Annotated in this window: 17 protein-coding genes; 5 read left to right on the top strand and 12 right to left on the bottom strand. The window is 74.0% G+C overall.

What is annotated here, in order from left to right:
• Window positions 1-37 precede the first annotated feature (37 nt).
• The 6 genes from JK363_RS30610 to JK363_RS30585 form a co-directional block, all read right to left on the bottom strand.
• Window positions 38-1252 carry an acetyl-CoA C-acetyltransferase gene (locus JK363_RS30610; RefSeq protein ID WP_201880006.1) on the bottom strand — a complete coding sequence of 405 codons (1215 nt, stop codon included), beginning with the start codon at window positions 1250-1252 and terminating at the stop codon, window positions 38-40.
• 40 nt (window positions 1253-1292) lie between these two features.
• A complete protein-coding gene (locus tag JK363_RS30605; RefSeq protein WP_201880102.1) occupies window positions 1293-2438 on the bottom strand; it encodes an acyl-CoA dehydrogenase family protein in 1146 nt (381 codons plus the stop codon).
• An 11-nt stretch (window positions 2439-2449) separates the two neighbouring features.
• Complete coding sequence (locus JK363_RS30600; RefSeq protein WP_372444883.1) at window positions 2450-3700, bottom strand: CaiB/BaiF CoA transferase family protein; 1251 nt, start codon at window positions 3698-3700, stop codon at window positions 2450-2452.
• A 134-nt stretch (window positions 3701-3834) separates the two neighbouring features.
• Complete coding sequence (locus tag JK363_RS30595) at window positions 3835-4212, bottom strand: MmcQ/YjbR family DNA-binding protein (RefSeq protein WP_201880000.1); 378 nt, start codon at window positions 4210-4212, stop codon at window positions 3835-3837.
• A gap of 32 nt (window positions 4213-4244) precedes the next feature.
• Entirely contained in the window at window positions 4245-5738 is a 1494-nt protein-coding gene (locus tag JK363_RS30590; protein WP_201879997.1) for a sialate:H+ symport family MFS transporter, read from the bottom strand.
• Window positions 5735-6673 (bottom strand): dihydrodipicolinate synthase family protein, encoded by a 939-nt coding sequence (locus tag JK363_RS30585; protein ID WP_201879994.1) that lies wholly within the window; start codon window positions 6671-6673, stop codon window positions 5735-5737. Before JK363_RS30585 ends, JK363_RS30590 begins: the two co-directional genes overlap by 4 nt.
• Window positions 6674-6918: 245 nt before the next feature.
• Here JK363_RS30585 and JK363_RS30580 point away from each other — a divergent pair, with 245 nt between their 5' ends.
• On the top strand, window positions 6919-7446 hold the full coding sequence (locus JK363_RS30580; protein WP_201879991.1) for a DUF1203 domain-containing protein: 528 nt from the start codon (window positions 6919-6921) through the stop codon (window positions 7444-7446).
• A 14-nt stretch (window positions 7447-7460) separates the two neighbouring features.
• On the opposite strand, the gene JK363_RS30575 is transcribed toward JK363_RS30580, so the two are convergent.
• The gene (locus JK363_RS30575) at window positions 7461-8189 is read right to left on the bottom strand and encodes an endonuclease V (RefSeq protein WP_201879988.1); all 729 of its coding nucleotides are present in this window, start codon (window positions 8187-8189) and stop codon (window positions 7461-7463) included.
• A gap of 27 nt (window positions 8190-8216) precedes the next feature.
• On the opposite strand from JK363_RS30575, the gene JK363_RS30570 reads away from it, so the two are divergent.
• Window positions 8217-8516: a YciI family protein gene (locus JK363_RS30570; protein ID WP_201879985.1), complete on the top strand. Its 300-nt coding sequence runs from the start codon at window positions 8217-8219 to the stop codon at window positions 8514-8516.
• 232 nt (window positions 8517-8748) lie between these two features.
• On the opposite strand, the gene JK363_RS30565 is transcribed toward JK363_RS30570, so the two are convergent.
• Window positions 8749-9837 (bottom strand): WD40/YVTN/BNR-like repeat-containing protein, encoded by a 1089-nt coding sequence (locus JK363_RS30565; RefSeq protein WP_201879982.1) that lies wholly within the window; start codon window positions 9835-9837, stop codon window positions 8749-8751.
• A 127-nt stretch (window positions 9838-9964) separates the two neighbouring features.
• Here JK363_RS30565 and JK363_RS30560 point away from each other — a divergent pair, with 127 nt between their 5' ends.
• Window positions 9965-10408 carry a (4Fe-4S)-binding protein gene (locus JK363_RS30560; RefSeq protein ID WP_201879979.1) on the top strand — a complete coding sequence of 148 codons (444 nt, stop codon included), beginning with the start codon at window positions 9965-9967 and terminating at the stop codon, window positions 10406-10408.
• 16 nt (window positions 10409-10424) lie between these two features.
• On the opposite strand, the gene JK363_RS30555 is transcribed toward JK363_RS30560, so the two are convergent.
• Window positions 10425-11906, bottom strand: coding sequence for an RNA polymerase sigma factor (locus tag JK363_RS30555; protein WP_201879976.1), 1482 nt, complete (start codon window positions 11904-11906; stop codon window positions 10425-10427).
• A gap of 230 nt (window positions 11907-12136) precedes the next feature.
• Here JK363_RS30555 and ssgD point away from each other — a divergent pair, with 230 nt between their 5' ends.
• Window positions 12137-12556, top strand: coding sequence for a spore wall synthesis regulator SsgD (gene ssgD / locus JK363_RS30550; RefSeq protein WP_201879973.1), 420 nt, complete (start codon window positions 12137-12139; stop codon window positions 12554-12556).
• 63 nt (window positions 12557-12619) lie between these two features.
• Here the strand turns inward: ssgD and JK363_RS30545 are convergent, their stop codons facing one another.
• Window positions 12620-13300: a GOLPH3/VPS74 family protein gene (locus tag JK363_RS30545; RefSeq protein ID WP_201879971.1), complete on the bottom strand. Its 681-nt coding sequence runs from the start codon at window positions 13298-13300 to the stop codon at window positions 12620-12622.
• A gap of 174 nt (window positions 13301-13474) precedes the next feature.
• Window positions 13475-14101, bottom strand: a complete 627-nt coding sequence (locus JK363_RS30540; protein ID WP_201879969.1) for a hypothetical protein — start codon at window positions 14099-14101, stop codon at window positions 13475-13477.
• 280 nt (window positions 14102-14381) lie between these two features.
• On the opposite strand from JK363_RS30540, the gene JK363_RS42935 reads away from it, so the two are divergent.
• Window positions 14382-16154, top strand: coding sequence for a helix-turn-helix domain-containing protein (locus tag JK363_RS42935; RefSeq protein WP_307821922.1), 1773 nt, complete (start codon window positions 14382-14384; stop codon window positions 16152-16154).
• A 39-nt stretch (window positions 16155-16193) separates the two neighbouring features.
• Here JK363_RS42935 and JK363_RS30525 read toward each other — a convergent pair whose 3' ends face one another.
• Window positions 16194-19625, bottom strand: coding sequence for a hypothetical protein (locus tag JK363_RS30525; protein WP_201879966.1), 3432 nt, complete (start codon window positions 19623-19625; stop codon window positions 16194-16196).
• Window positions 19626-19766: the final 141 nt, after the last annotated feature.

The raw sequence follows: 19766 nt of genomic DNA, 5'->3' as shown, positions 1-19766 counted from the left end.
GGGGAAGGGAGGTCGGTCTGAGGGACGTCGGGGGTGGTCAGAGGCGCTCGACCACCGTGGCGATGCCCATGCCGCCTCCCACGCACAGCGTGGCGAGGCCGTAGCGCTGCTCGCGCCGCTCCAGCTCGTCGATCAGGGTGCCGAGGATCATGGCGCCGGTCGCGCCCAGCGGGTGGCCCATCGCGATCGCGCCGCCGTTGACGTTGACCTTGTCCAGGCTGAGCCCCATGTCCTGCACGAAGCGCAGCACCACCGCGGCGAACGCCTCGTTGATCTCGACCAGATCGATGTCGTCGATGGTCAGCCCGGCCTTGGCGAGCGCCTTGCGGGAGGCGGGGGCCGGGCCGGTGAGCATGATGGTGGGGTCGGAGCCGGAGACGGCGGCGGAGACGATCCGGGCGCGCGGGGTCAGCCCGTGGCGCTCGCCGACCTCACGGTTGCCGATGGCGACCAGGGCCGCGCCGTCCACCATGCCGGAGGAGTTGCCCGCGTGGTGGACATGGTCGATGGCCTCGATCCAGTGGTACTTCTGGAGGGCCACCGCGTCGAAGCCGCCCGCCTCACCGATGGCCTCGAACGAGGGCTTGAGCCCGGCCAGGGTCTCGGGGGTGGTGCCGGGGCGGATGTGCTCGTCGCGGTCGAGGACGGTCAGCCCGCTGCGGTCGCGGACCGGGACCACCGAGCGGTCGAACCGCCCGTCCTTCCACGCCTTCGCCGCCCGCTCCTGGGAGAGCGCGGCGAAGGTGTCCACATCGTGGCGGCTCCAGCCGCCGATGGTGGCGATGAGGTCGGCGCCGATGCCCTGAGGGACAAAACCGGTCTCGTAGTTGGTCATCGGGTCCGCGAACCAGGCGCCGCCGTCCGAGCCCATCTTCACCCGCGACATCGACTCCACACCGCCCGCGAGCACCAGATCCTCCCAGCCGGAACGGACCTTGGCCGCCGCCAGGTTGACCGCCTCCAGACCGGAGGCACAGAAGCGGTTCTCCTGGACGCCCGCGACCGTGTCCGGCAGCCCGGCCGCGATGGCCGCGACCTTGGCGATGTCCGAACCCTGGTCGCCGAGCGGGCTGACCACGCCGAGCACGACGTCGTCGATCGCGGCCGGGTCGAGATCGGGGAACCGGCGCCGGATCTCGTGGATGAGGCCCACGACGAGGTCGACGGGCTTGGTACCGTGCAGGGCACCGTCGGCCTTGCCGCGCCCGCGCGGGGTGCGGATGGCGTCGTACACGTACGCTTCGGTGCTCACGTCAGCAGCCTTTCGAGGGGTGAGGGTTGGTGCGGGAGGCTCAGTCGGCGAGCAGGGAGCGGCCGATGATCTCCTTCATGATCTCGGTGGTGCCACCGTAGATCGTCTGGATCCGGCCGTCGGTGAACGCCTTGGACACCGGGTACTCCGTCATATAGCCGTAGCCGCCGTGGAGCTGGAGGCAGCGGTCGGCGATCCGCTTCTGGAGCTCGGTCGCCCACCACTTGGCCATGGACGCCTGCACGGCGTCCAGTCCGCCCGCCGTGTGGTCGGTGATGCAGCGGTCCAGGAAGGCGCGGGTGACGGCGCACTCGGTGGCCATCTCGGCTATCTCGAAGCGAATGTGCTGGAGCTTCGCCAGCGGCCGTCCGAACGCCTCGCGCTCCTTGACGTACGCCGTGGTGAGCTCCAGGACGTGTTCGGCGGTGGCGATGGCGGAGACCGCGATGGTCAGCCGCTCCTGGGCCAGGTTGGTCATCAGATGGCCGAAGCCGCCGTGCAACTCGCCCAGCAGGTTGCTCTTGGGCACCCGGACGTCGTTGAAGAACAGCTCGGCGGTGTCCTGCGCCTTCTGGCCGATCTTGTCGAGGTTGCGACCGCGCTCGAACCCCTCCGTACCGCGCTCGACGACGATCAGGCTCAGCCCCTTGGCGCCGCCCTCGGGGGTGGTCCGGGCGACCACGATCACCAGGTCGGCCAGGATGCCGTTGGAGATGAAGGTCTTGGACCCGTTGAGCACCCAGTGGTCGCCCGCGTCGGTGGCGGTGGTGCGGATCCCCTGGAGGTCGGAGCCCGCCCCGGGCTCGGTCATGGCGATGGCGGTGATGATCTCACCCGAGCAGAAGCCGGGCAGCCAGCGCCGCTTCTGCTCCTCGGTGGCGAGGGTGCGCAGGTACGGGCCGATCATGTCGTTGTGCAGCGGGATCGCGAACCCGGAGGCGCCCGCGCGGGCCAGCTCCTCGGAGATCACCGCGGAGTAGCGGTAGTCGTCGCTTCCGCCGCCGCCGAACTCCTCGGGCATGGCGAGGCCGAGCAGCCCCTGCCGTCCGGCCGCGCGCCACACCGCGCGGTCGACCACGCCGTCCTGCTCCCAGCGCTCGTGATGCGGGGTCACCTCCTTCTCGACGAAGGTGCGGACGCTCTCGCGGAACGCGTCGTGCTCCGCGGTGAAGATCTGGCGCGTCAGGGGCGTGCGGGTCACGACGGGTTCTCCTCGGTGGCGGTCTCGTCGGTCTCTGCGGTGGTCTCGGTGGCGCTCTCGGTGGCCGTGTCGCTTGCGTCCCGCGGGAGGGCGAGGCCCCAGTCGCGGGCCACCTCCGCGGCGTCCGCGCCGGGGCGGGCGGGCGCGCGGCGCACCGCGCCGGGGGTGGCGGAGAAGCGCGGGGCGGGCGCGGGCTGGGTGATGCCGCCGTGCTCGGTGAAGGTGGAACGGGCGGCGAGATGGGGGTGTGCGGTGGCCTCGCGCAGCGACAGCACGGGCGCGACGCAGGCGTCGGAGCCGTCGAACACCGCCGTCCACTCCTCGCGGGTGCGCTCCTTGAAGCGGGCGGCGATAACGGCGCGCAGCCTGCCCCAGGCGTCGAAGTCCTCGCGGGGCGGGGCCTGGTCGGCGATGCCGAGCCGCTCGGTGAACTCCGCGTAGAACTTGCGCTCCAGGGCGCCGACGGCCATATGGCCGCCGTCGGAGGTCTCATAGGTGCCGTAGAACGGGCAGCCGCCGTCGAGGAGGTTGGCGCCGCGGCGGTCCTGCCAGCCCCCCGCGGCCAGCATGCCGTGGATCACGGCGGTCAGATGGGCGGTGCCGTCCACGATCGCGGCGTCCACGACCTGGCCGGGGCCGCCCGCGCGGGCGTGCTGGAGGGCGGCGAGGACACCGATGACGAGGTAGAGCGAACCGCCCGCGTAGTCCCCGAGGAGGTTGGCGGGGGCCACCGGCGGACCGTCGGCCGCGCCGATCATGCCGAGCGCTCCGGCGACGGCGATATAGCCGATGTCGTGTCCGGCGGTCGGGGCGAGCGGGCCGTCCTGGCCCCAGCCGGTCATCCGGCCGTAGACCAGTTGGGGATTGCGCGCCAGACACGCTTCGGGGCCCACGCCGAGCCGCTCGGCGACCCTCGGGCGGTAGCCCTCGATCAGGATGTCGGCGCGCTCGGCGAGGTCGAGCACGGCGGCCCGGCCGCCGTCGGACTTCAGGTCGAGCAGCACGGAGCGCTTGTTGCGGTTGGCGATGTCGTAGTCGGGGTCGATCCGCAATCCCCCGGTGCCGCCCGGCCGGTCCACCCGGACGACATCGGCGCCGAGGTCGGCGAGGACCATGGCCGCGAACGGGCCGGGTCCGATCCCCGCCAGCTCCACCACCCGCACCCCGGACAGCGGACCGCCCGGCACCGCCCCGTCCTCTGTCGCCACTATCCGACCCCCAACCTTGTGACAATTTTGCTGTAACACCGCTGATGCTAAGAAGGCGTGCCACATTCCACAAGTCCCCGGGCCGGGCGGCGGACAGCGAAAGACCGTGGCCCCGCCGGTCTTTGGCCGGCGGGGCCATGGAGGGTCGGGCAGCGATGAGCCCGGTGGCGCCGTCAGCCCGCGTCGAGCTCCGCGATCAGCCGCTTGGGGGCGATCGCCCGATAGCTCTCCTCCACCCAGTCGCACAGCAGGTCGGCTCCCGGCGCACCCTCGGCGAGCGGTATGGACACCCATCCGGACCGGCCCAGGCCATAGCCGGTCGGGGCGGCGCCGGGCTGGGACATCGCATGGGCGTGTGCCGCCTCGTCCCGCAGCTTGACGGTGACACCGGGCGTACGGTCGCCGTCGTCCGGCCCGAGGAACACAAAGATCTTCTTGCCGACCTTGACCACGCCATCGCCCCAGGGGAAGTCCTCCCAGGCGCCGGGGAGGCCGAGCGCGAACGCGCGCACCGCGCCCCGCACCCGGAGCGGGTCCTTCGACGCGGCCATCGGCTCCTCCTGCGGTGCGCGGTCCACGGCTGTCATGAAGCGGCCGGGGGCCCATGCTCCCGCGGTCCCCGACCGGCCTTCTCCACGCTAGTCTCCGCCACCGACAACGGCCGCCCGGGCACCAGATGGTCCGCGCCGCCCGACGGATCGGCCAGTCGCCCCAGCCGCCGTGGCACATCGCCGCCCACCAGGGCGATCACCACCAGCGTCAGCCCGAAGGTGAGCACCGCGAGCGCCCGCCCCAGCGGCATCCCCTCGGCCAGATCGGCGCCGAGCACCGGGGCCACCGCACCGCCCAGCGCCCCGGTGTTGTAGACGAAGCCCAGCGAGGCGGCCCGGGTCCGGGTCGGGAAGTGGCCCGCGATGTACGTGGGCAGGATGCCCGAGATCCCCTGGCTCAGGGCGAGCAGGAAGAACAGCAGCACGCCGAGGCCGACGAGGCTGCTCCGCACCGCGAACACCGGGAAAACGAAGGCCAGCGAGGCCAGCAGGGTGCAGGCGTACGCCTTCCGGGTGCCCAGCCAGTCGCCCACGAAGCCCGCGAGCCAGCAGCCCGCCATGGTGCCGAACCCGGCGTAGAACATCACGTCCGTGACCTCGCCGGGCGCATAGCCCAGCTCCGCCTTCAGATAGGTCGGCAGCAGCGCCTGGATGGGCCAGCTGTAGAGGAACGCGCAGAAGACCGTGGCCGTCAGCGCGGTGTGCAGCAGCCATCCGCGCCGCCCGCCGAGCTGTGCGGCGAAGGCGACCAGACACCCCGTCGCCAGCAGCGACAGCGGCCACCGCCACCCGGCGCCCACCGGGGTGAAGACACAGAACAGCGCCGCGCTCGCGGCCGCCGCCAGGGCGGTGTTGGCCCAGGCGCGCCACCGCCCGGTGAACAGCGGCGCGAAGGGGTTGGGCCGCGCGCCCTCGCCCGCCGCCACCTCCTGGCGCCAGTCGGCGGCCTCGGGGAGCGCGCGCCGCATCCACAGCGCGACGAACACCGGGAGCACACCGATCCAGAACATCCAGCGCCAGCCCCAGTGCGGTACCACCCACTTGTAGAGCTCGGCGGCGAGGATGGTGCCGCCCGCGTAGCCGGAGATGAGAAACCCGGAGGCGCGATTGCGCAGCCGGGCGGGCCAGCTCTCCAGCACATAGGTGGCACTGGCGCTGTACTCACCGGCCATGCCCATGCCAATCAGGAGACGGGCGGTGAAGAGGCTGAAGTAGTTCCAGGCGAAGCCGCAGGCGAAGGTGCCCAGCGAGTAGAGCAGAATGCTGGCGATCATGGCCGGTTTACGGCCGTAGCGATCGCCCATGGCGCCCAGCAGCGCCCCGCCGAGCCAGCGGGTGATGAACGCACCGGAGACCAGGCTCGCCGCGGACGCCGTACTGAGGTCGAACTCCTCGGCGATCTCGGTCAGCACGAGGGTGATCAGGACGAAGTCGAAGCCGTCGAGCAGATAGCCGATCCAGGCCGCGGTCAGGGACGTCCACTGGCCTCGGGAGACCTCCCGGTACCAGGGTGCGGCGGCGGTCATGGCAACAGCCCCCCTTCCTCGAGGACATGACGGACGGTCTTGACGGCCTCCTCACCCAGCGGCACCTGGGGCGCGGCCGTCGCGGGGCAGTCGATGACACCCATCAGATGCAGCGCGGCCTTGAAACCTCCCAGCGCCGATGAACTTCCGCCCATCAGTGCCGGATCACCGGCGTCGGTGAGGGCGAACAGCGCGGCCAGCCGGTCCTGTTCGGCGGCGGCCCGGTCCCAGCGCCCGGCGCGGGCGTGCGCGTACAGCCGGACATAGCCGTCCGGGTCGACGTTGGCCAGCCCCGGGACCACCCCGTGAGCGCCCGCCAACAGGGCGCCGTCCACGGTCAGTTCGGATCCGGTGAGCACGGAGAACCCCGCGTCGAGACCGCGGCGGCGGACCTCCACCAGCAGCCTGCGCAGCGCGCCGTCGTCCCCGCTGCTGTCCTTGAGCCCGGCGAGGGTGCCGTCGGCGGCCAGCGGGAGCACGGCCTGGGACGTCAGCTTGGCGTGCACCGAGAGGGGGATGTCGTACGCGAAGAGCGGCAGCCCGGCGCCGTCGCGCAGCCGCCGGAAGTGGTCGGCGATCTCCACCGGGTGGGTGCGGGTGAAGAACGGCGCGGTGGCCACGATGCCGCCCGCGCCCAGCCCGGCGGCGGTGCGGGCGTGGTCCAGCACCCGCGCGGTGGTCATGTCGATCGCCCCGGCGAGCACCGGCACCCGGCCGTCCGCCGCCCCGATCACCGTCTCCAGGACGGTACGGCGCGCACGGTCGTCCAGATAGGCGGCCTCACCGCTGGAGCCGAGCGCGAACAGCGCGCTCACCCCCGCGCCGATCAGCCGCTCGGCCAGGGCGGTCAGGGAGCGGGTGTCGATCGCGCCGCCGGGGGTGAGCGGGGTACACAGGGGCGGTACAACACCGGTGAGCGGAGCCGGAAGACTCATCACAACCCAGCTTTCTGCACGCGGGCGGCCTGGACCCGGACGGATGACCCATACGACATCTGACGTCCCGCCACATCCAGGGGAATAGCGGGGCAATAGGGAGGTGGGATGTCCTATGTCGGGGCTGAATCTCGCTCAGCGCCGACCCCACTGTCAAGTACCCTCCCGGCCAAGGCTTCCCACCCTCCAGCGCGGCGTCCGAATACCGCCAGCACCGGCCGTGTCCCCCGGTGAGCATGAGACCTATGAACGAGCACAGCACTCCCGAGACCCTGGAACACCAGACGCCGCGGTACGACATCCGGGCCATCGCGCCGGAGGCGCTTCGGCGGCTGCGGATCATGGACGACGCGGACCGTCCGCCGCGCATCGTGGTGGAGGACGAGAACGGCGGCTCACCGCTGCGCTGCTGTCTGGGACGCAGCGGACCGCACGAGACCATCGCGCTCGTCGCGTACTCCCCGCTGCTGCGCTGGGCGCTGGACACCGGCGCCGATCCGGGCCCGTACAACGAGACGGGCCCGGTCTTCGTCCACCGCGAACCGTGCGGCGGCTGGACGGGCACCGGCGTACCGGACGGCCTCCGCGGCGACCGGCGGGTGCTGCGGGCGTACTCCGCCGACGGCTCCATCCTGGGCGGACTGCTGCTGGACGGCGGCACACCGACGATCGAGGAGGGGCTCGACCAGCTCTACCGGGATCCGCGGGTGGCGGCGGTCCATGTGCGCGCCGTGGAGTTCGGCTGCTTCCTGGCCGAGACCCGGCGCCGGTGACGGCCCGGGTCCGGTCAGCTCCGAGCGGCCCGTACCTCGGCCAGCGCCCGGCGGCACAGCGCGTCGGCTCGCCGGGTGGTCTCGGGCTGCCGGTAGTCGCGGGCGAGATGGAGGGTGTGGGCGCAGGCGCTGTCGAGGTCGACCCGGTGGCCGACCGAGACGAACACCGGCTTCACCCCATCCCGGGTGCGCAGCGCCCGGCCGACCTCCTCCTCCCCGTCCAGCAGCGGTGACCAGTCGCCGCGGTGCGGTCCGGGGTCGGCATGGCGGAAGGTGAACGGGTTCTTGGCGACGCCGATGACCGGGAGCCCGGTGAGCACCCCCAGATGGCTGGCCAGTCCGAAGCGGCGGGGGTGGGCCAGTCCGTAGCCGTCGCACACCACGAGATCCGGGCGGTGACCGGCCCGGTCGAGCGCGCCGAGCGCGTCCAGGACGGCCGGTATCTCACGGAACGCCAGCAGTCCGGGCACATAGGGGAAGGTGACCGGGCCGACCGCCGTCGCCTCCCCGACGACCGCCAGGGTGCGGGGGTCCAGCGCCACGGCGGCGGCCGCGACCACCCCGCGCTCGTCGTCGTACGCCACGTCCACCCCGGCCACGGTGCCCGCGCCCTCGCCCGGCGGGGCCACCTCTCCGGCGGTCACGACGGCCGCCCGCAGACGCTCTTGAACGGCGGTCGCCTCGGCCTCGGTCGTGGGCCAGTCGGGAGGCAGGTCATAGCGGGGAAAGTCGGCGCTGGTCATCGTGGGCACCACGCTACTATCCCGATCATGTTCGTTCTGGACGTGACCTACAGCGCCCCGCTCGACCGCGTCGAGGCCCTGCTCCCGGCACACATCGCCTGGCTGGAGGAGCACTACGCGGCGGGCGTCTTCCTCGCCTCCGGACCCAAGGACCCGCGCGAGGGCGGGGTCATTCTGGCGGGCGGCGACGACCGCGCGGCCATCGAAAAGCTGGTGACCACCGATCCGTTCACGATCGCGGGTGTGGGCGAGTACACGATCACGGAGTTCATCGCCACCAGGACGGCCCCGGCGCTGGAGCCCTACCGGCAGCAGCCGACCGTCTGAGCGCGACTCGGGAAGTGCCGCGAGCTGTCGTCGTTCGTCTGCGGCTGCCTCGTGGCTGGTCGCCCACGCGGCGGAGCCGCACATCGACACAGCCGCGGCGGAGCCGCACATCGACACAGCCCCGCGCCCCTTCAGGGCGCACCCGAACCGCACCGGACTTCAGCGAGTCCGCTGAGCGGCCCGCGCTCTTCCGCCGGACCCCGTCACGGGGCGGGGTCCGGCGGACACCGGGTCACCGCGCCGTTGGGCCCAGCCGGGCGATCCGGCCCTTCTCCCCCGCGGCCCAGCAGCCGAGGTCCGGGGCGCAGTCGACGGTGTCGTACGAGCCGGTGTCGACGGTGCGCCAGGTGCGGCCCGCGTCGGTGGTGAGGTCGGTACCGGTGGGGCCGACGGCCAGGGCCGCCCGGCGGCTGTACGGCAGCCAGGTGACGCCCGAGCGGTAGGCGGACGGCGGCTGCTCCGCCGTGGTCCAGCGGTATCCGCCGTCCCCGGTGACGGCCGCCGCGCGCGGGGACGGCTGATCGGGCCGGTAGTCGCCACCGACGGCGAGGCCGTGCAGCGCGTCGCGGAAGGCGAGCGCGAACACCCCGCGCGCCGGATCGCCCGCGGGGACCGGAGTGTCGGCCACCGTCCAGCTGCGGCCGCGGTCGGTGGTGTGGAACACCCGGGCGGTAGCCGACCCGCCCGTGGCGAACCACGCGTTCCGCCCACCGGAGGCGACCAGACACTGCCCGCTCGCCGCGAACGCGGCCTCGCCCGGCTGCGCGGGCGGCATACCGTCCGCGGGAAGGACCCGCCAGCTGCGGCCGCCGTCGCCGGTCGACAGGATCCGGTAGCGGCCGTCCACCGGATCGCTCAGCGCGATCCCGTGCCGGGAGTCGAAGAAGGTCATGCAGTCGTAGAAGGCGCGCGGATCGTCGTTGCGGAAGCTCTCGCGCCAGGTCGCGCCCCCGTCGTCGGTGCGGAAGACCCGGGACGCCTCGCCCTCGCCGATCGCCAGCACCACCGCGCGCCGGGCGTCGAACGCCTCGACATCGCGGAACTCCAGCCCCTCCGCGCCGGGCGGGGAGACATTGCGCCACTTGCGCCCGCCGTCGTGCGTCCGCAGCACCGTGCCCTTGGTACCCGCGACCCACGCCGTGCCGCGGCTGACCGCGGCGAGTCCGCGGAACCGGGCGTCGGTGCCGCTCTCGGTGAGCCGCCACCCCACTCCCAACCGGCCCTCGCCGTCCGTCGGTTGAGCGTGCGCGGGCGCGGCCGTCACGGCGGCGAGCGCCGCCCCGCAGAGTCCGGCCGCCACCGCGCGTCGCATCATGCTCATGATCCCCATGGCCCTCATGGAGCTGGAAGCTAGCCCATCCGCGGGACGCCGTCCACGGACGAGTGAGCCAGTGAGAGGGAGAAACTCCGAATCGCGGGACCGGCTCGGCCTTCCTAAGGTGACCGCCATGGACAACGAACGTGGAAAGCCGTACGTGGGCGCCATGGTCACCGTCAGCTACGAAGCGGAGCGCTGTCTCCACGCCGGTGCGTGCGCCCGCGCCCTGCCGCAGGTGTTCGACCCCGAGCAGCAGCCGTGGATCCAGGCCGACGGCGCGCCCGCCGATGTTGTCGCCGAGGTGGTGCGGCGCTGCACCTCCGGGGCGCTGCGGTACCGGATGGCCAACGGCGAGACGGAGCAGCCCACCCGCCCCACCGCGCTCGCGCGCACATCCTCGGGTCAGATCCTGGTCCGCGGGGATCTGATGATCGAGACCCCGGACGGCGCCCGCAAGGAGACCCGCGCGACGCTCTGCGGCTGCGGCGCCACCCGCAACGACCCGTACTGCGACGCGTCCGGGCCCTGCGGAGCGAGGCCGGGGCCCGGCGGCTGCGGGGAGCAGCGGCCGTAACCCCGGCGTCGCGGCGTCAGCGGTTGTCGTCGACGCAGACCCGGACCACCAGCGACACACAGTCCTTCGAGCTGTCGCCGGACGAGGCGGTCGGCTCGGCGGTCGGCTTCGTGCTCGTGGTGCCGCTCGGCTCTCCGGGCCGGGACGGCTGAGCCGTATCACCGTCGGTCGGCTCACCCGTCGGGCCGTCGGTCCGGTCGTCGGTCGGCGAGGGTGCGGACGGATCGGACGGCTCACCCGAAGGAGACGAAGGCGACGAACTGGGAGATGTCGGCCGTGACGAGGGCGAAGAGGACGACGGCGATGACGGCTCGGCGGAGGACGACGCCGACGTCGAGGGAGCGACCGCGCTCGACGGCACATCCGACGGCGACTGCCCCACGGGCGCACCCTTGGACGGCCGGTTCCGTGACGCCTCACGCGCGGCATCCGACCGCAGCTCGTCCGGCTTCCGCGGCGACGTACCGGATGTCTCCGACGAACCGGACGAACTGTGCCCCTGCGGCGGCACCCCGGCACCACCCGGGTGCGACGGCACCGACGCCGCCGCGGGCTGCCCCGGCTCCGCCGGATCGCCGTCGGTCAGCGCCAGCCCGGCCGCGACCGCCGCACTCGCGATGAGCAGCACACCGACTCCGGCCACGGTGGCCGCGACCGGTCCGGCCTGGCGCACCTGCCCGCGCATCAGATGGCGCACCGAACGCCGGGTGGACACCAGCGTGCCGCCCGCGGCGGACGCGTGCGCACCGCCGAACGGCAGCGTGCGCGTGGCCGCGACCGCGGCGGCCGCGCCGCCGACGGCGGCGAGCGGCGCCAGCCATGTCGCCGCACCCCGGTCCAGCAGCGCCAGCAGCGCCGGTCCGGTGAGCGCGGGCAGCCGGTCGTCGGCCGCCACCAGCTGCTCCATCCGGGCCCGGCAGTCCTGGCAGCCCTCTATGTGCACGGCTATCTGCTCGGCCTGCTGCGGGGTGTCGACACCCTGCACATGCGAGGGCATCCGCTCCCAGTACGCACCGCACGCCGCGCTCGCCGGGGCGCCCGGCTGAGCGCGCAGATACTCCTGGCGCAGACTGTCCCGCCCCCGTTCGACCAGCGCGGCGGCACCGTCGGCGTGGCTGCCCAGGCGCCGGGCGACGCCCTCCGGCGCCAGCCCGTCCACTTCCGCGAGCCACAGCGCCGTCACCCATCGCTGCGGCAGTTCGCCCAGGACCTCCACCAGCGGTTCGAGATACGAGGCGCGCTGCGGCGGCCCCCAGCTCGAGGCCGCCGCGGAGAGCCCGCGCACCGCACTGGTGAGTTCGGCGGGTGCGGCGTCGGCACCGATCGGCGGCCCGGTCCGTACCCGCCGCCACACCCGGTAGTGGGCCTCGGCGACGAGGTCACCCGCGGTCCAGGGGTTACCGGTGAGGGTCCGGGCGTACGCGACGAGACGCGGATATTCGGCTTCGTAGAGACGGGTGTAGGCGGCCGCGCCGAGCGCCGCGGGACCTTGGTGCATGGTGGAACAACCCCTGGGGTGGTGCCTCGTCGGCGGCGGAGTTTTGTAACAGCTCCGCACGGCGCCCGAGACCGTGCATGGTTTTCGCAAGCCTAAATGCCCTATGTCCCCTGGAAAAATCACTCGTGACACACGTCACAGCAACCATGGGTGCACTGGCGTGATTGCCCGTACGTCTTAACGGTCGTAAGCGAGGCGAGGACCCCGCACCGATCACGAGGGAGCCGGCGTTGTCCACAGTCATCGACCAAGCCGTCCAGGCCCATCTCATCGCGTCGACGCCCGAGGCACGCGCCATCCCGGCCTGTCTGCGTTACGAGCCCGACGACCCGTTCGCCGTCCGCATCTCCTTCCCGCCCTCGGCCTCCCTCGACGGGTCCGCGGTGGAGTGGACGTTCGGGCGCGAGCTGCTCGCGGCGGGGCTGCGCGGCCCCGCGGGGAACGGTGATGTGCAGATGTGGCCGTGCGGTACGCAGCGCACGGTGCTGGAGTTCCACGCCCCCGAGGGCATGGCCATGGTCCAGTTCGACACCGGCGACCTCCTCAGGTTCCTCGGCCGCTCCTACACCGCGGTCCCCGAGGGCAGCGAGAGCGGGGCACTGAACCTGGACGACGGATTGGCGTCCCTGCTGGGGGACGCCCCCGCCTGAGCCGACGCCGCCGCCTCGCCTCCCGCGCCGGGGGCCGTCAGGCCCCCTCAGGCGCCGCTCGCGTCAGGTGCCGCTCGAGGACGTGGTCGCCACGAGGATCGCCGTGGTGACCGCGGCGGCGAGCGCCGCACGCACCTGTGCGATCACTTTCTCCAGCACCGGCCCCATTCCCCCGCTTCGTTCCCCCAGTTCCGTAATGCGCTTCTTGTGGAGCTTCGCGTCCTTGAGCGTCACCACGGTCCGCAGCTCCCCCGCCGCCGCGAGTGCGACGAGCGCCGCGTCCCGCTCGGACACCTCGGACACCGGCTGGTCACCGTGCAGCACCCGCACCGCGTCCTCGCGCATACCCGCCACCAGGTCGGTCCGTTCCAGCCGGTACTGCTTCAGCGGGAACAGCCCCAGCACGCGCCGCACCTCCGCACGCAGATAGCCGTGCGCCACCAGCTGGTCGCGCACGGCGTGCTCGGTCAGCCGCGGCTGATACTCCACCCAAGTCGCCCAGGTACGCGGCCGGGACTCCCCGATCAGCTCCAGCAGCCCGTCGAGCGCGCTGTCCCCGGTCATGGCGTCGGCCACCGGGCACGGCCTGCCGTCGGAGTCGGTCAGCAGTCCGCGCTGAGCCAGCTCGGTGAGGGCTGCGGCGCGGACGAGCAGCGCGGTGTGGGCACCGACGGGCTTGCCGGTCCCGGGGTCGAAGGCGAGCAGATGGAGCGCGGCGGCGAGGGAGAGCGAGCCGTTCGGCACGGGGACCTCCGGTCGGTGTCGTCCGGTGGGTGTCGTTCCGGTCGGTGCGACGTGTCCCGACCATAACCGCCGGAGGCCGCGCCGGGACGGCGGCCACGCGCACCCCCCTTGCGCGCGCGTGACCGCCGGGCCCGCGGCCGATGCGAGGCCCTACGGGTTGCCCTTCGGGTTGCCCTACGAGTGGTAGAGCTTGACGACGGCGGTGGTGGTGGTCCGTGTGAAGTCGGCGACCGGGGCCTGGCCGAAACCACCCATCTCGCCCCACTGGACGACGGTCACGGTCCGGCCGTCCCGCCCCACGCCGTAGAGGTGGATCCCGGGCTCGGAGTCCGGGTACGAGGTGTGGACGCCGTAGACATGGGCGCCGTCCTCGGCCGGGAGCGCCCCGTAGTCCCGCCAGGAGGCGGTGCCCTCGGGATAGTCGCGCTGCCAGTCGGCGGCGCAGTTCCGGATCTTCTTCTCCGCGGCGGCGGCCAGCTTGCGCGCGGCGTCCACGGTGCCGGTCCTGACCACGATCTGGGCGGCGCCGGTGTCGTACTCGGTCCAGAAGGTACGGTGCGTCGCCCCGGCGGAGGGGAACGTCCTCTCGACGCAGAACGGGACGTTCTCCGGCAGCCCCTTGGTGACATCACTCGCGTACCAGTCCGAGCCGGGGTGCGGCGGAAGTTCCCTCGGCACGAGGTGGGCGGGTGTGCCCAGGGCCGCGGCCCGGGCCGGACCGGCCCCGGCCGCCCCTACGACGGCGGCCGCGGCCAGCGCGCCCGCGGCGGCGGTGCGGAGGATGTGCTTGACCATGCGCATCAGGTGATTCCCCGTCTCTTCCTGTCATGTCACTGCGACTCATATCGGCGCGACGCGTACGCGTGCGGCCGTCGTGTCATGAGGCCGCCGCGCGGTTCACGACGGCAGGGCCCAGCGTGCGGGCCGCCGGGCGCGGGCGCCAGGAAAGGAGTGGCATCCGGGACGCTGGAATGCCTGCACGTACGCTGACTTGGGGGTATGACTCAGCCTGGAACGCGTTCGCGGGACACCCGCGGGATGCGCAACGGGTGGGGACACGGGGAAGAAGGGGGACGGTTCCGTGGGGAGCGCCAATGAGGTCGCGGATTTCGCGGAGAGCCTGCGGGCCCTGAAGGAACGCTCGGGCCGCAGCTACGGCTCGCTGGCCACGCGACTGCACGTCAGCACGTCCACGCTGCACCGCTACTGCAACGGCGACGCGGTCCCGGCGGACTACGCGCCGGTGGAACGCTTCGCCCGGCTCTGCGGAGCCACACCGGAGGAGCTGATCTCCCTCCACCGCCGCTGGATGCTGGCCGACGCCGCCAGACGCCGCACCACCACCCGGGGCAGCACCCCGGGCAGACCCCGCCGTACCACGGGGGACGCCCCGGCGGACGCTCCGGACGCCCCGGCGGACGCTCCGGACGCCCCGGCGGACGCTCCGGACGCCCCGGCGAGCGCCGAGGGACAGCGAGCCAGGGCGGCAGACGCAACCGGCCGGGACGGGCGGGCAGATGCCGACGCACCGACGAGCGCACCATGCGCCGTGCCAGACGACGGGACGCGCCCCGACGCGCCGACCGGCGGCTCGACGGCGGGGCCGGACCGCACGGAGGGCGCCGACCCCACGCCAAACGGGCCGATCCGCCCGGTCGTCGAGGTGGGCCGAGGCGGACGGGGGCGTGTAAAGGGCGCGCCCGTGGATGCCACAGAACCGGCCGCCGCCTCGGCTCCGGCGGATCCCACGCCTCAACCATCCTCCCGCTCCCCCGAGTTCGGGCCGCGGGCGTTACGGCCCGCGGGGCCGGAGGCCGGGGCGGGGGTGCGGTGGACACCCGTGGGGGGCGGCTCCGTGGCGCGGGGGCGGCTGCGGGCCGTGCCCGCGGGAGAGGGCGCCGCGCCGCGCCGGGCCTGGCGACGGCGGCCATGGGCGTTACTGGCCGGGGCCGCCGCCATGGTCGTGCTCGCCGTCACGGCGGTGGAGGTACGACCGCCCGGCGACGACAAACGGAAGGACACCGCGACCTCACCCCGCGCCACCGCCCATCCGCGGTCCGCCGCGCCGGTCGGGCCGACGGCGCGCGGACATCTGGACCGGGCGGAGACGGACGACCACAAGCACCGGTCCGGCGCGCCGCGCCGTGACGGCGAGCGGGACCATGACGCATCCGCCTCACCCTCCCCGGGCGCGTCGCCCGGCCGGCCGGGCGACGCGCCCGGCAACGGCGGCTCCCGCGCCCCGCTCACCCTCAGCACCCGTTCCCACGTCTGGGAGAACGGCTGTGATCACCGCTATCTCATCGACCGGCCGCCCACCGACGTCGCCCCGCCGCCCACCGAGCAGGACGCGCCCGCCTGGGCCTCGGCCCATGGCGCCGTGCACGGCGGGACCACCCATGTGGAGGTCACGGCGCAGGGCCGGGCGTCATCCGCGGTGGTCCTCCAGGCGCTGCACGTACGGGTCGTGGGACGGCGCGATCCCCTGCGGTGGTCGTCGTTCGCGATGGACAACGGCTGCGGCGGCTCCCTCACCCCGCGCGCGTTCTCGGTCGACCTGGACGCCTCCCGCCCGCTGGCCCGCCCCACCGACGGCAATGACTCGGGCACGCCGCTCCCCGCCGTCCGCTTCCCGTACCGCGTGTCGGCCACGGATCCGGAGGTGCTGCGGATCAACGCCCGTACCACCGGCTGCGATTGCCGCTGGTACCTGGAGCTGGACTGGTCCAGCGGCGGGCGCGAGGGGACGGTGCGGATCGACGACCGGGGCGCGCCGTTCCGCACCAGCGGAACCAAGGGCCGTCCCGGGTACGGCTATGACTACGACGAGGGCGCCTGGCGCAAGAACGGCTGACCGCCACCCGGGCCGAGCGCTTTCCCCGACCGACCGCGGCTACTCCTCCGCCGTGGTCAGCAGCAGCGCCGCGTCCCGTACGTCCGGGTGCGGATGCCCGCGCAGCGCGCGCAGTTGCTCGCGCCATGGCTCCGGCCAGTCGGTGCGGCGGCCACCCGCCTCGGTGAGGATGGTGGCGAACAGCCCGGCGGCGTGTCCGCCGTCTTCGTTCAGCTCCCGCGCCGCGCGCAGCAGCGCCTCGTCGGACCCGGGCCGCGTCCCCGCGTTCAGCCGCCGGTGCAGTACGCCGGCGGTGTGGGCGGCGAGCGCGGGGCGGGCGGAGTGCAGTCGGCTGAGGCGGGCGAGTGCGGCGGTCAGCGGGGCGGGCCGGGAGCCCAGGTCCAGGACGTGGACCAGGACATGGGCGGCGTCGGGGATGAAGGTCTCGTATCCGGCGAGGAGTTCGGCCGCGGCGGTGGCGGCACGGCGCATCGGGCGGGTCGCCGTGCCGCCGGGTGCCCGCCCGGCGAGCCGCGTGGCGATATGGCGGATCCGGCGGCGCGCCGGCCGGTCCCGGCCGGGCTCGGCGTCGGGCGTGCCGGGCCGGGCGTCGGCGGTGGCGAGCGCGGCGAGCGCCCATGCCAGAGGGTTGTCCTCGGGCGTGCCGTCGGGGGCGGTGGCCACCAGGGTCAGCAGCGCGTCGGCGGCGGAGGTCCAGCCCGCCCGGTTGTCCAGATCGGTGACGGCGGCGACGAGGACGGCCGCCACATCCGGTGCCCAGGGCGACCAGACGGCGAGCGCGGCGTGACCCGCCGCGGCCACCTCGGGGTCTTCGGTGTCGCAGACGGCACGTATGAGCTGGGCGTAGCGCGCCCGGTGGGGTTCGGGCAGGTCCAGCGGGTGGACGCGCAGCACGGCGTGGCGCAGTTCGCGCCGCCCGTTCGCGGCGGCGGTGAGCATCTCCCAGGCGCCTTTGGCGTCGAGCAGCCGGGTCGCGAAGGCCACACAGGCGGCCTGGACGTCATGGTGCTGGCCGGGCACCGCGCAGGCGTCGGCGAGGAGGGTGGCGGCGTCGGGCACGGGCAGCAGGGTGGCGGCGAGCCGGGCGGCCTGCTTGCGGCTGGTGACCTTGGCGGGCACGGACGGCACGGCGGTCGCCACGCCGTCCGGTGCGAGAACACCGCGGATCGGGGCCTCCAGCCGTGAGGGTTCGGCGTAACGGGCCGCCCGGGTGGCCGCGTACACCGCCACCCGCGCCCGGTCGTCGCCCGCGTGGGCCAGCAGCGCGGGCAGGGCGTCGCCGGGCCGGTCGGTGTGGGCGAGGGCGGTGAGCGCGGCCTCGGCGAGCACCACGTCGTCGTTACCCGTCCAGGCCCGTACGGCGGCGGCGCCGGTGCCGGGGATCAGCGCGGCGCGGGCGATGGCCGAGGTGCGCTCATGGGCCGGACGCGCGGTGTCGGCGGCGGTCCGCTCCAACAGGCGGGCCGCGGCGGCCTGCTGGCGGGGCACCCAGCGCATGGCGTCATGGGTGGTGGGCGGGGTCCAGGCAGTACCGGGGGCCAGAAACCGGCCGTACGGCGGTGTGTCGGCCAGGACACCATCGAGCAGATCAGTGCGTCGGCGTGTCAACACGGCCAGCACGGGCGGCAGTACGGCCGCGGAAGGGTCCTGCGCGAGGATCTCCGCGACCCGCGCGTCGCGCTCACCGGGCGGTTCGAGCCACAGTCCGACGGCGGTACGGGCGGTGGTGTCACTGCCGAACTGGATGGCCTGGCGGAGCAGTTCCTGGAGCTCGGGCATGGCGTGGGCGCGTCGTCCGAGCGAACGGACGAGGGCGAACGTCAGCTCGTGGTCGACCCGGTCGGCGCCCGCCTCCAGCCAGGGCCGCAGCGCCTCGAAGACGGTGTGTTCCTGACCGCGCCGCAGGGTGTGGTCGAGTCTGCCGAGATCGGCGGCGCCGACCCGCCCGGCGAGCCGGGTCACGGTGCGCAACGCCCAGCCCAGCAGCTCCCGCTGTCCGGTGACGGCGTGTTCCCGCAGCAGCGCGACGGCGAGGCCGCGCAGCGCCCGCCGGGTGGCCGGGGAGGAGTCCCGGGCCTGGATCGCGTCACCCGCGACCCGGTCCAGATGGTCCGCGGCGTCGTCGGTGAACAGGGCCGGCGGGACGGTGGCGAGCGCGCCGAGCGCGGCGCAGCGCACCGGGTCCTGCTCGTTGCGCAGCCCTTCCAGCAGGACCAGCAGGGAGGTGACGGCAGCGGGGTCGCCGGAGTGGGCGGCGTTGCGGATCAGCAGCGGATGGGCGAGGGCGCGGTCCTCCGCCGGGGATCGGCGGGTCGCGCTCAGCAGTTCCTCGCGCGCCTCGTCGACCGGCAGATACGCCACGGCCGCCAGCACCGCCGTCCAGGGGGCCCCGCGCTCGCGCGCCCGTGCGGCCATCCGGCGCGCCTCGTCCTGACGGACGGCGCGCGGCAGGACCTCGAGGACAGCGGGGTCGACGGAGGCGTGGTCGGGGTCGCGTCCCGCCGTGGCGCAGGCGAACACATCGGCGCGGCGGCCGGGCGGCAGCGTGGCCAGCAGCCGCGCCAGCGCGCACGCGTCGTGCCGCAGGGCGCGGGCCAGTTCGGGGAGTTCGGGCGGGTCGGCGCGTACGAGGCGGCGCAAGACCGCCCGTTCCAGGCCGCGGCCGCGCAACAGGGGCGCCTGGGCCGGGGTGAGCAGCAGCCGCAGCGTACGCGTGGGGTCGGCGGCCACCAGCACGGACAGCCGGTGCCGCACCGGGAGCGGCAACGCCCCGTGGCACACGTCCTCCAGCAGGTCCAGCACCCGGTGCGGTGCGACGGGCACGGCGAGCGCGACACCGTGTGCGTACCGCGCCCACCACGCGTCGCGCAGGGCCTGCGGCAGCGCGGTGAGCTGCCGTTCGGCCTCGTCGAGAAAGGCGAGGGGGTGGCGGGGGACGAGCGGGCGCCAGCTGCCGACGGCGTGGAAGAGGGCGGGCAGCAGCCGGGCGAGGGTGTCCGCTCCGCAGCCGGGCAGCAGCCGGGCAGCCTCGGCGTCGCCCCACCGCTCCCGCACCGGGTCGATGAGCCGTTCGGCCAGCGCGGTGCGCCGCCCGGCGACGACGGTACGCGCCAGCTCCCGCCGTACGGCGGCGGGCGCGTCCTGGAACGCCGCCTCCAGCGTCTCGTCGTCGATCCCGCCCCCGTCACGGGCCACCGCGAGGGCGTAGTGGCGCACTACGGGGTCCGGGTCCAGGAGCCGCCCCTGAAGGTGGCCGGTCCGCCCGCCGACCGCCGCGGCCGCGGCGGCGAGCCGCCGCTCGTACCCCCCGCGACGCTCCAACTCACCGATCAAGGCGCCGAGTTCCCCGCGCGAGGTCGCCACCCTGGTCCGTACGGCCAGTTCGTGCATCCGGCGCGGATGCGGCAACGGGTCGAGGACGGTGAGCAGCTCATCGGCGAGGGCGCGGGGGGCTTCGGGCTCGTGGACCATGACGAGGATTGTGCACGGTGAAGATGTACCGGCCGTAAGGGTGTCTATCCGAGGCCCCCGGGCCCGCCCACCGGCCCGCGTCACGCCCCGCTGCCACCGCGCAACCCCGCCGATCAGCGGCCTTCCGGTTACGCCGTGCGA

This window comes from Streptomyces coffeae (assembly GCF_016741875.1).
Taxonomy (GTDB): domain Bacteria; phylum Actinomycetota; class Actinomycetes; order Streptomycetales; family Streptomycetaceae; genus Streptomyces; species Streptomyces coffeae.
Note: the sequence above shows the minus strand (reverse complement) of the source record. Positions and strands in the feature narration are given on the sequence as shown.

Coding starts and splice junctions, on each gene's coding strand:
- JK363_RS30595 (WP_201880000.1), bottom strand. CDS start 4,212: ATGGCCGCGTCGAAGGACCCGCTCCGGGTGCGGGGCGCGGTGCGCGCG.
- JK363_RS30590 (WP_201879997.1), bottom strand. CDS start 5,738: ATGACCGCCGCCGCACCCTGGTACCGGGAGGTCTCCCGAGGCCAGTGG.
- JK363_RS30585 (WP_201879994.1), bottom strand. CDS start 6,673: ATGAGTCTTCCGGCTCCGCTCACCGGTGTTGTACCGCCCCTGTGTACC.
- JK363_RS30580 (WP_201879991.1), top strand. CDS start 6,919: ATGAACGAGCACAGCACTCCCGAGACCCTGGAACACCAGACGCCGCGG.
- JK363_RS30575 (WP_201879988.1), bottom strand. CDS start 8,189: ATGACCAGCGCCGACTTTCCCCGCTATGACCTGCCTCCCGACTGGCCC.
- JK363_RS30570 (WP_201879985.1), top strand. CDS start 8,217: ATGTTCGTTCTGGACGTGACCTACAGCGCCCCGCTCGACCGCGTCGAG.
- JK363_RS30565 (WP_201879982.1), bottom strand. CDS start 9,837: ATGAGCATGATGCGACGCGCGGTGGCGGCCGGACTCTGCGGGGCGGCG.
- JK363_RS30560 (WP_201879979.1), top strand. CDS start 9,965: ATGGACAACGAACGTGGAAAGCCGTACGTGGGCGCCATGGTCACCGTC.
- JK363_RS30555 (WP_201879976.1), bottom strand. CDS start 11,906: ATGCACCAAGGTCCCGCGGCGCTCGGCGCGGCCGCCTACACCCGTCTC.
- JK363_RS30540 (WP_201879969.1), bottom strand. CDS start 14,101: ATGCGCATGGTCAAGCACATCCTCCGCACCGCCGCCGCGGGCGCGCTG.
- JK363_RS30525 (WP_201879966.1), bottom strand. CDS start 19,625: ATGGTCCACGAGCCCGAAGCCCCCCGCGCCCTCGCCGATGAGCTGCTC.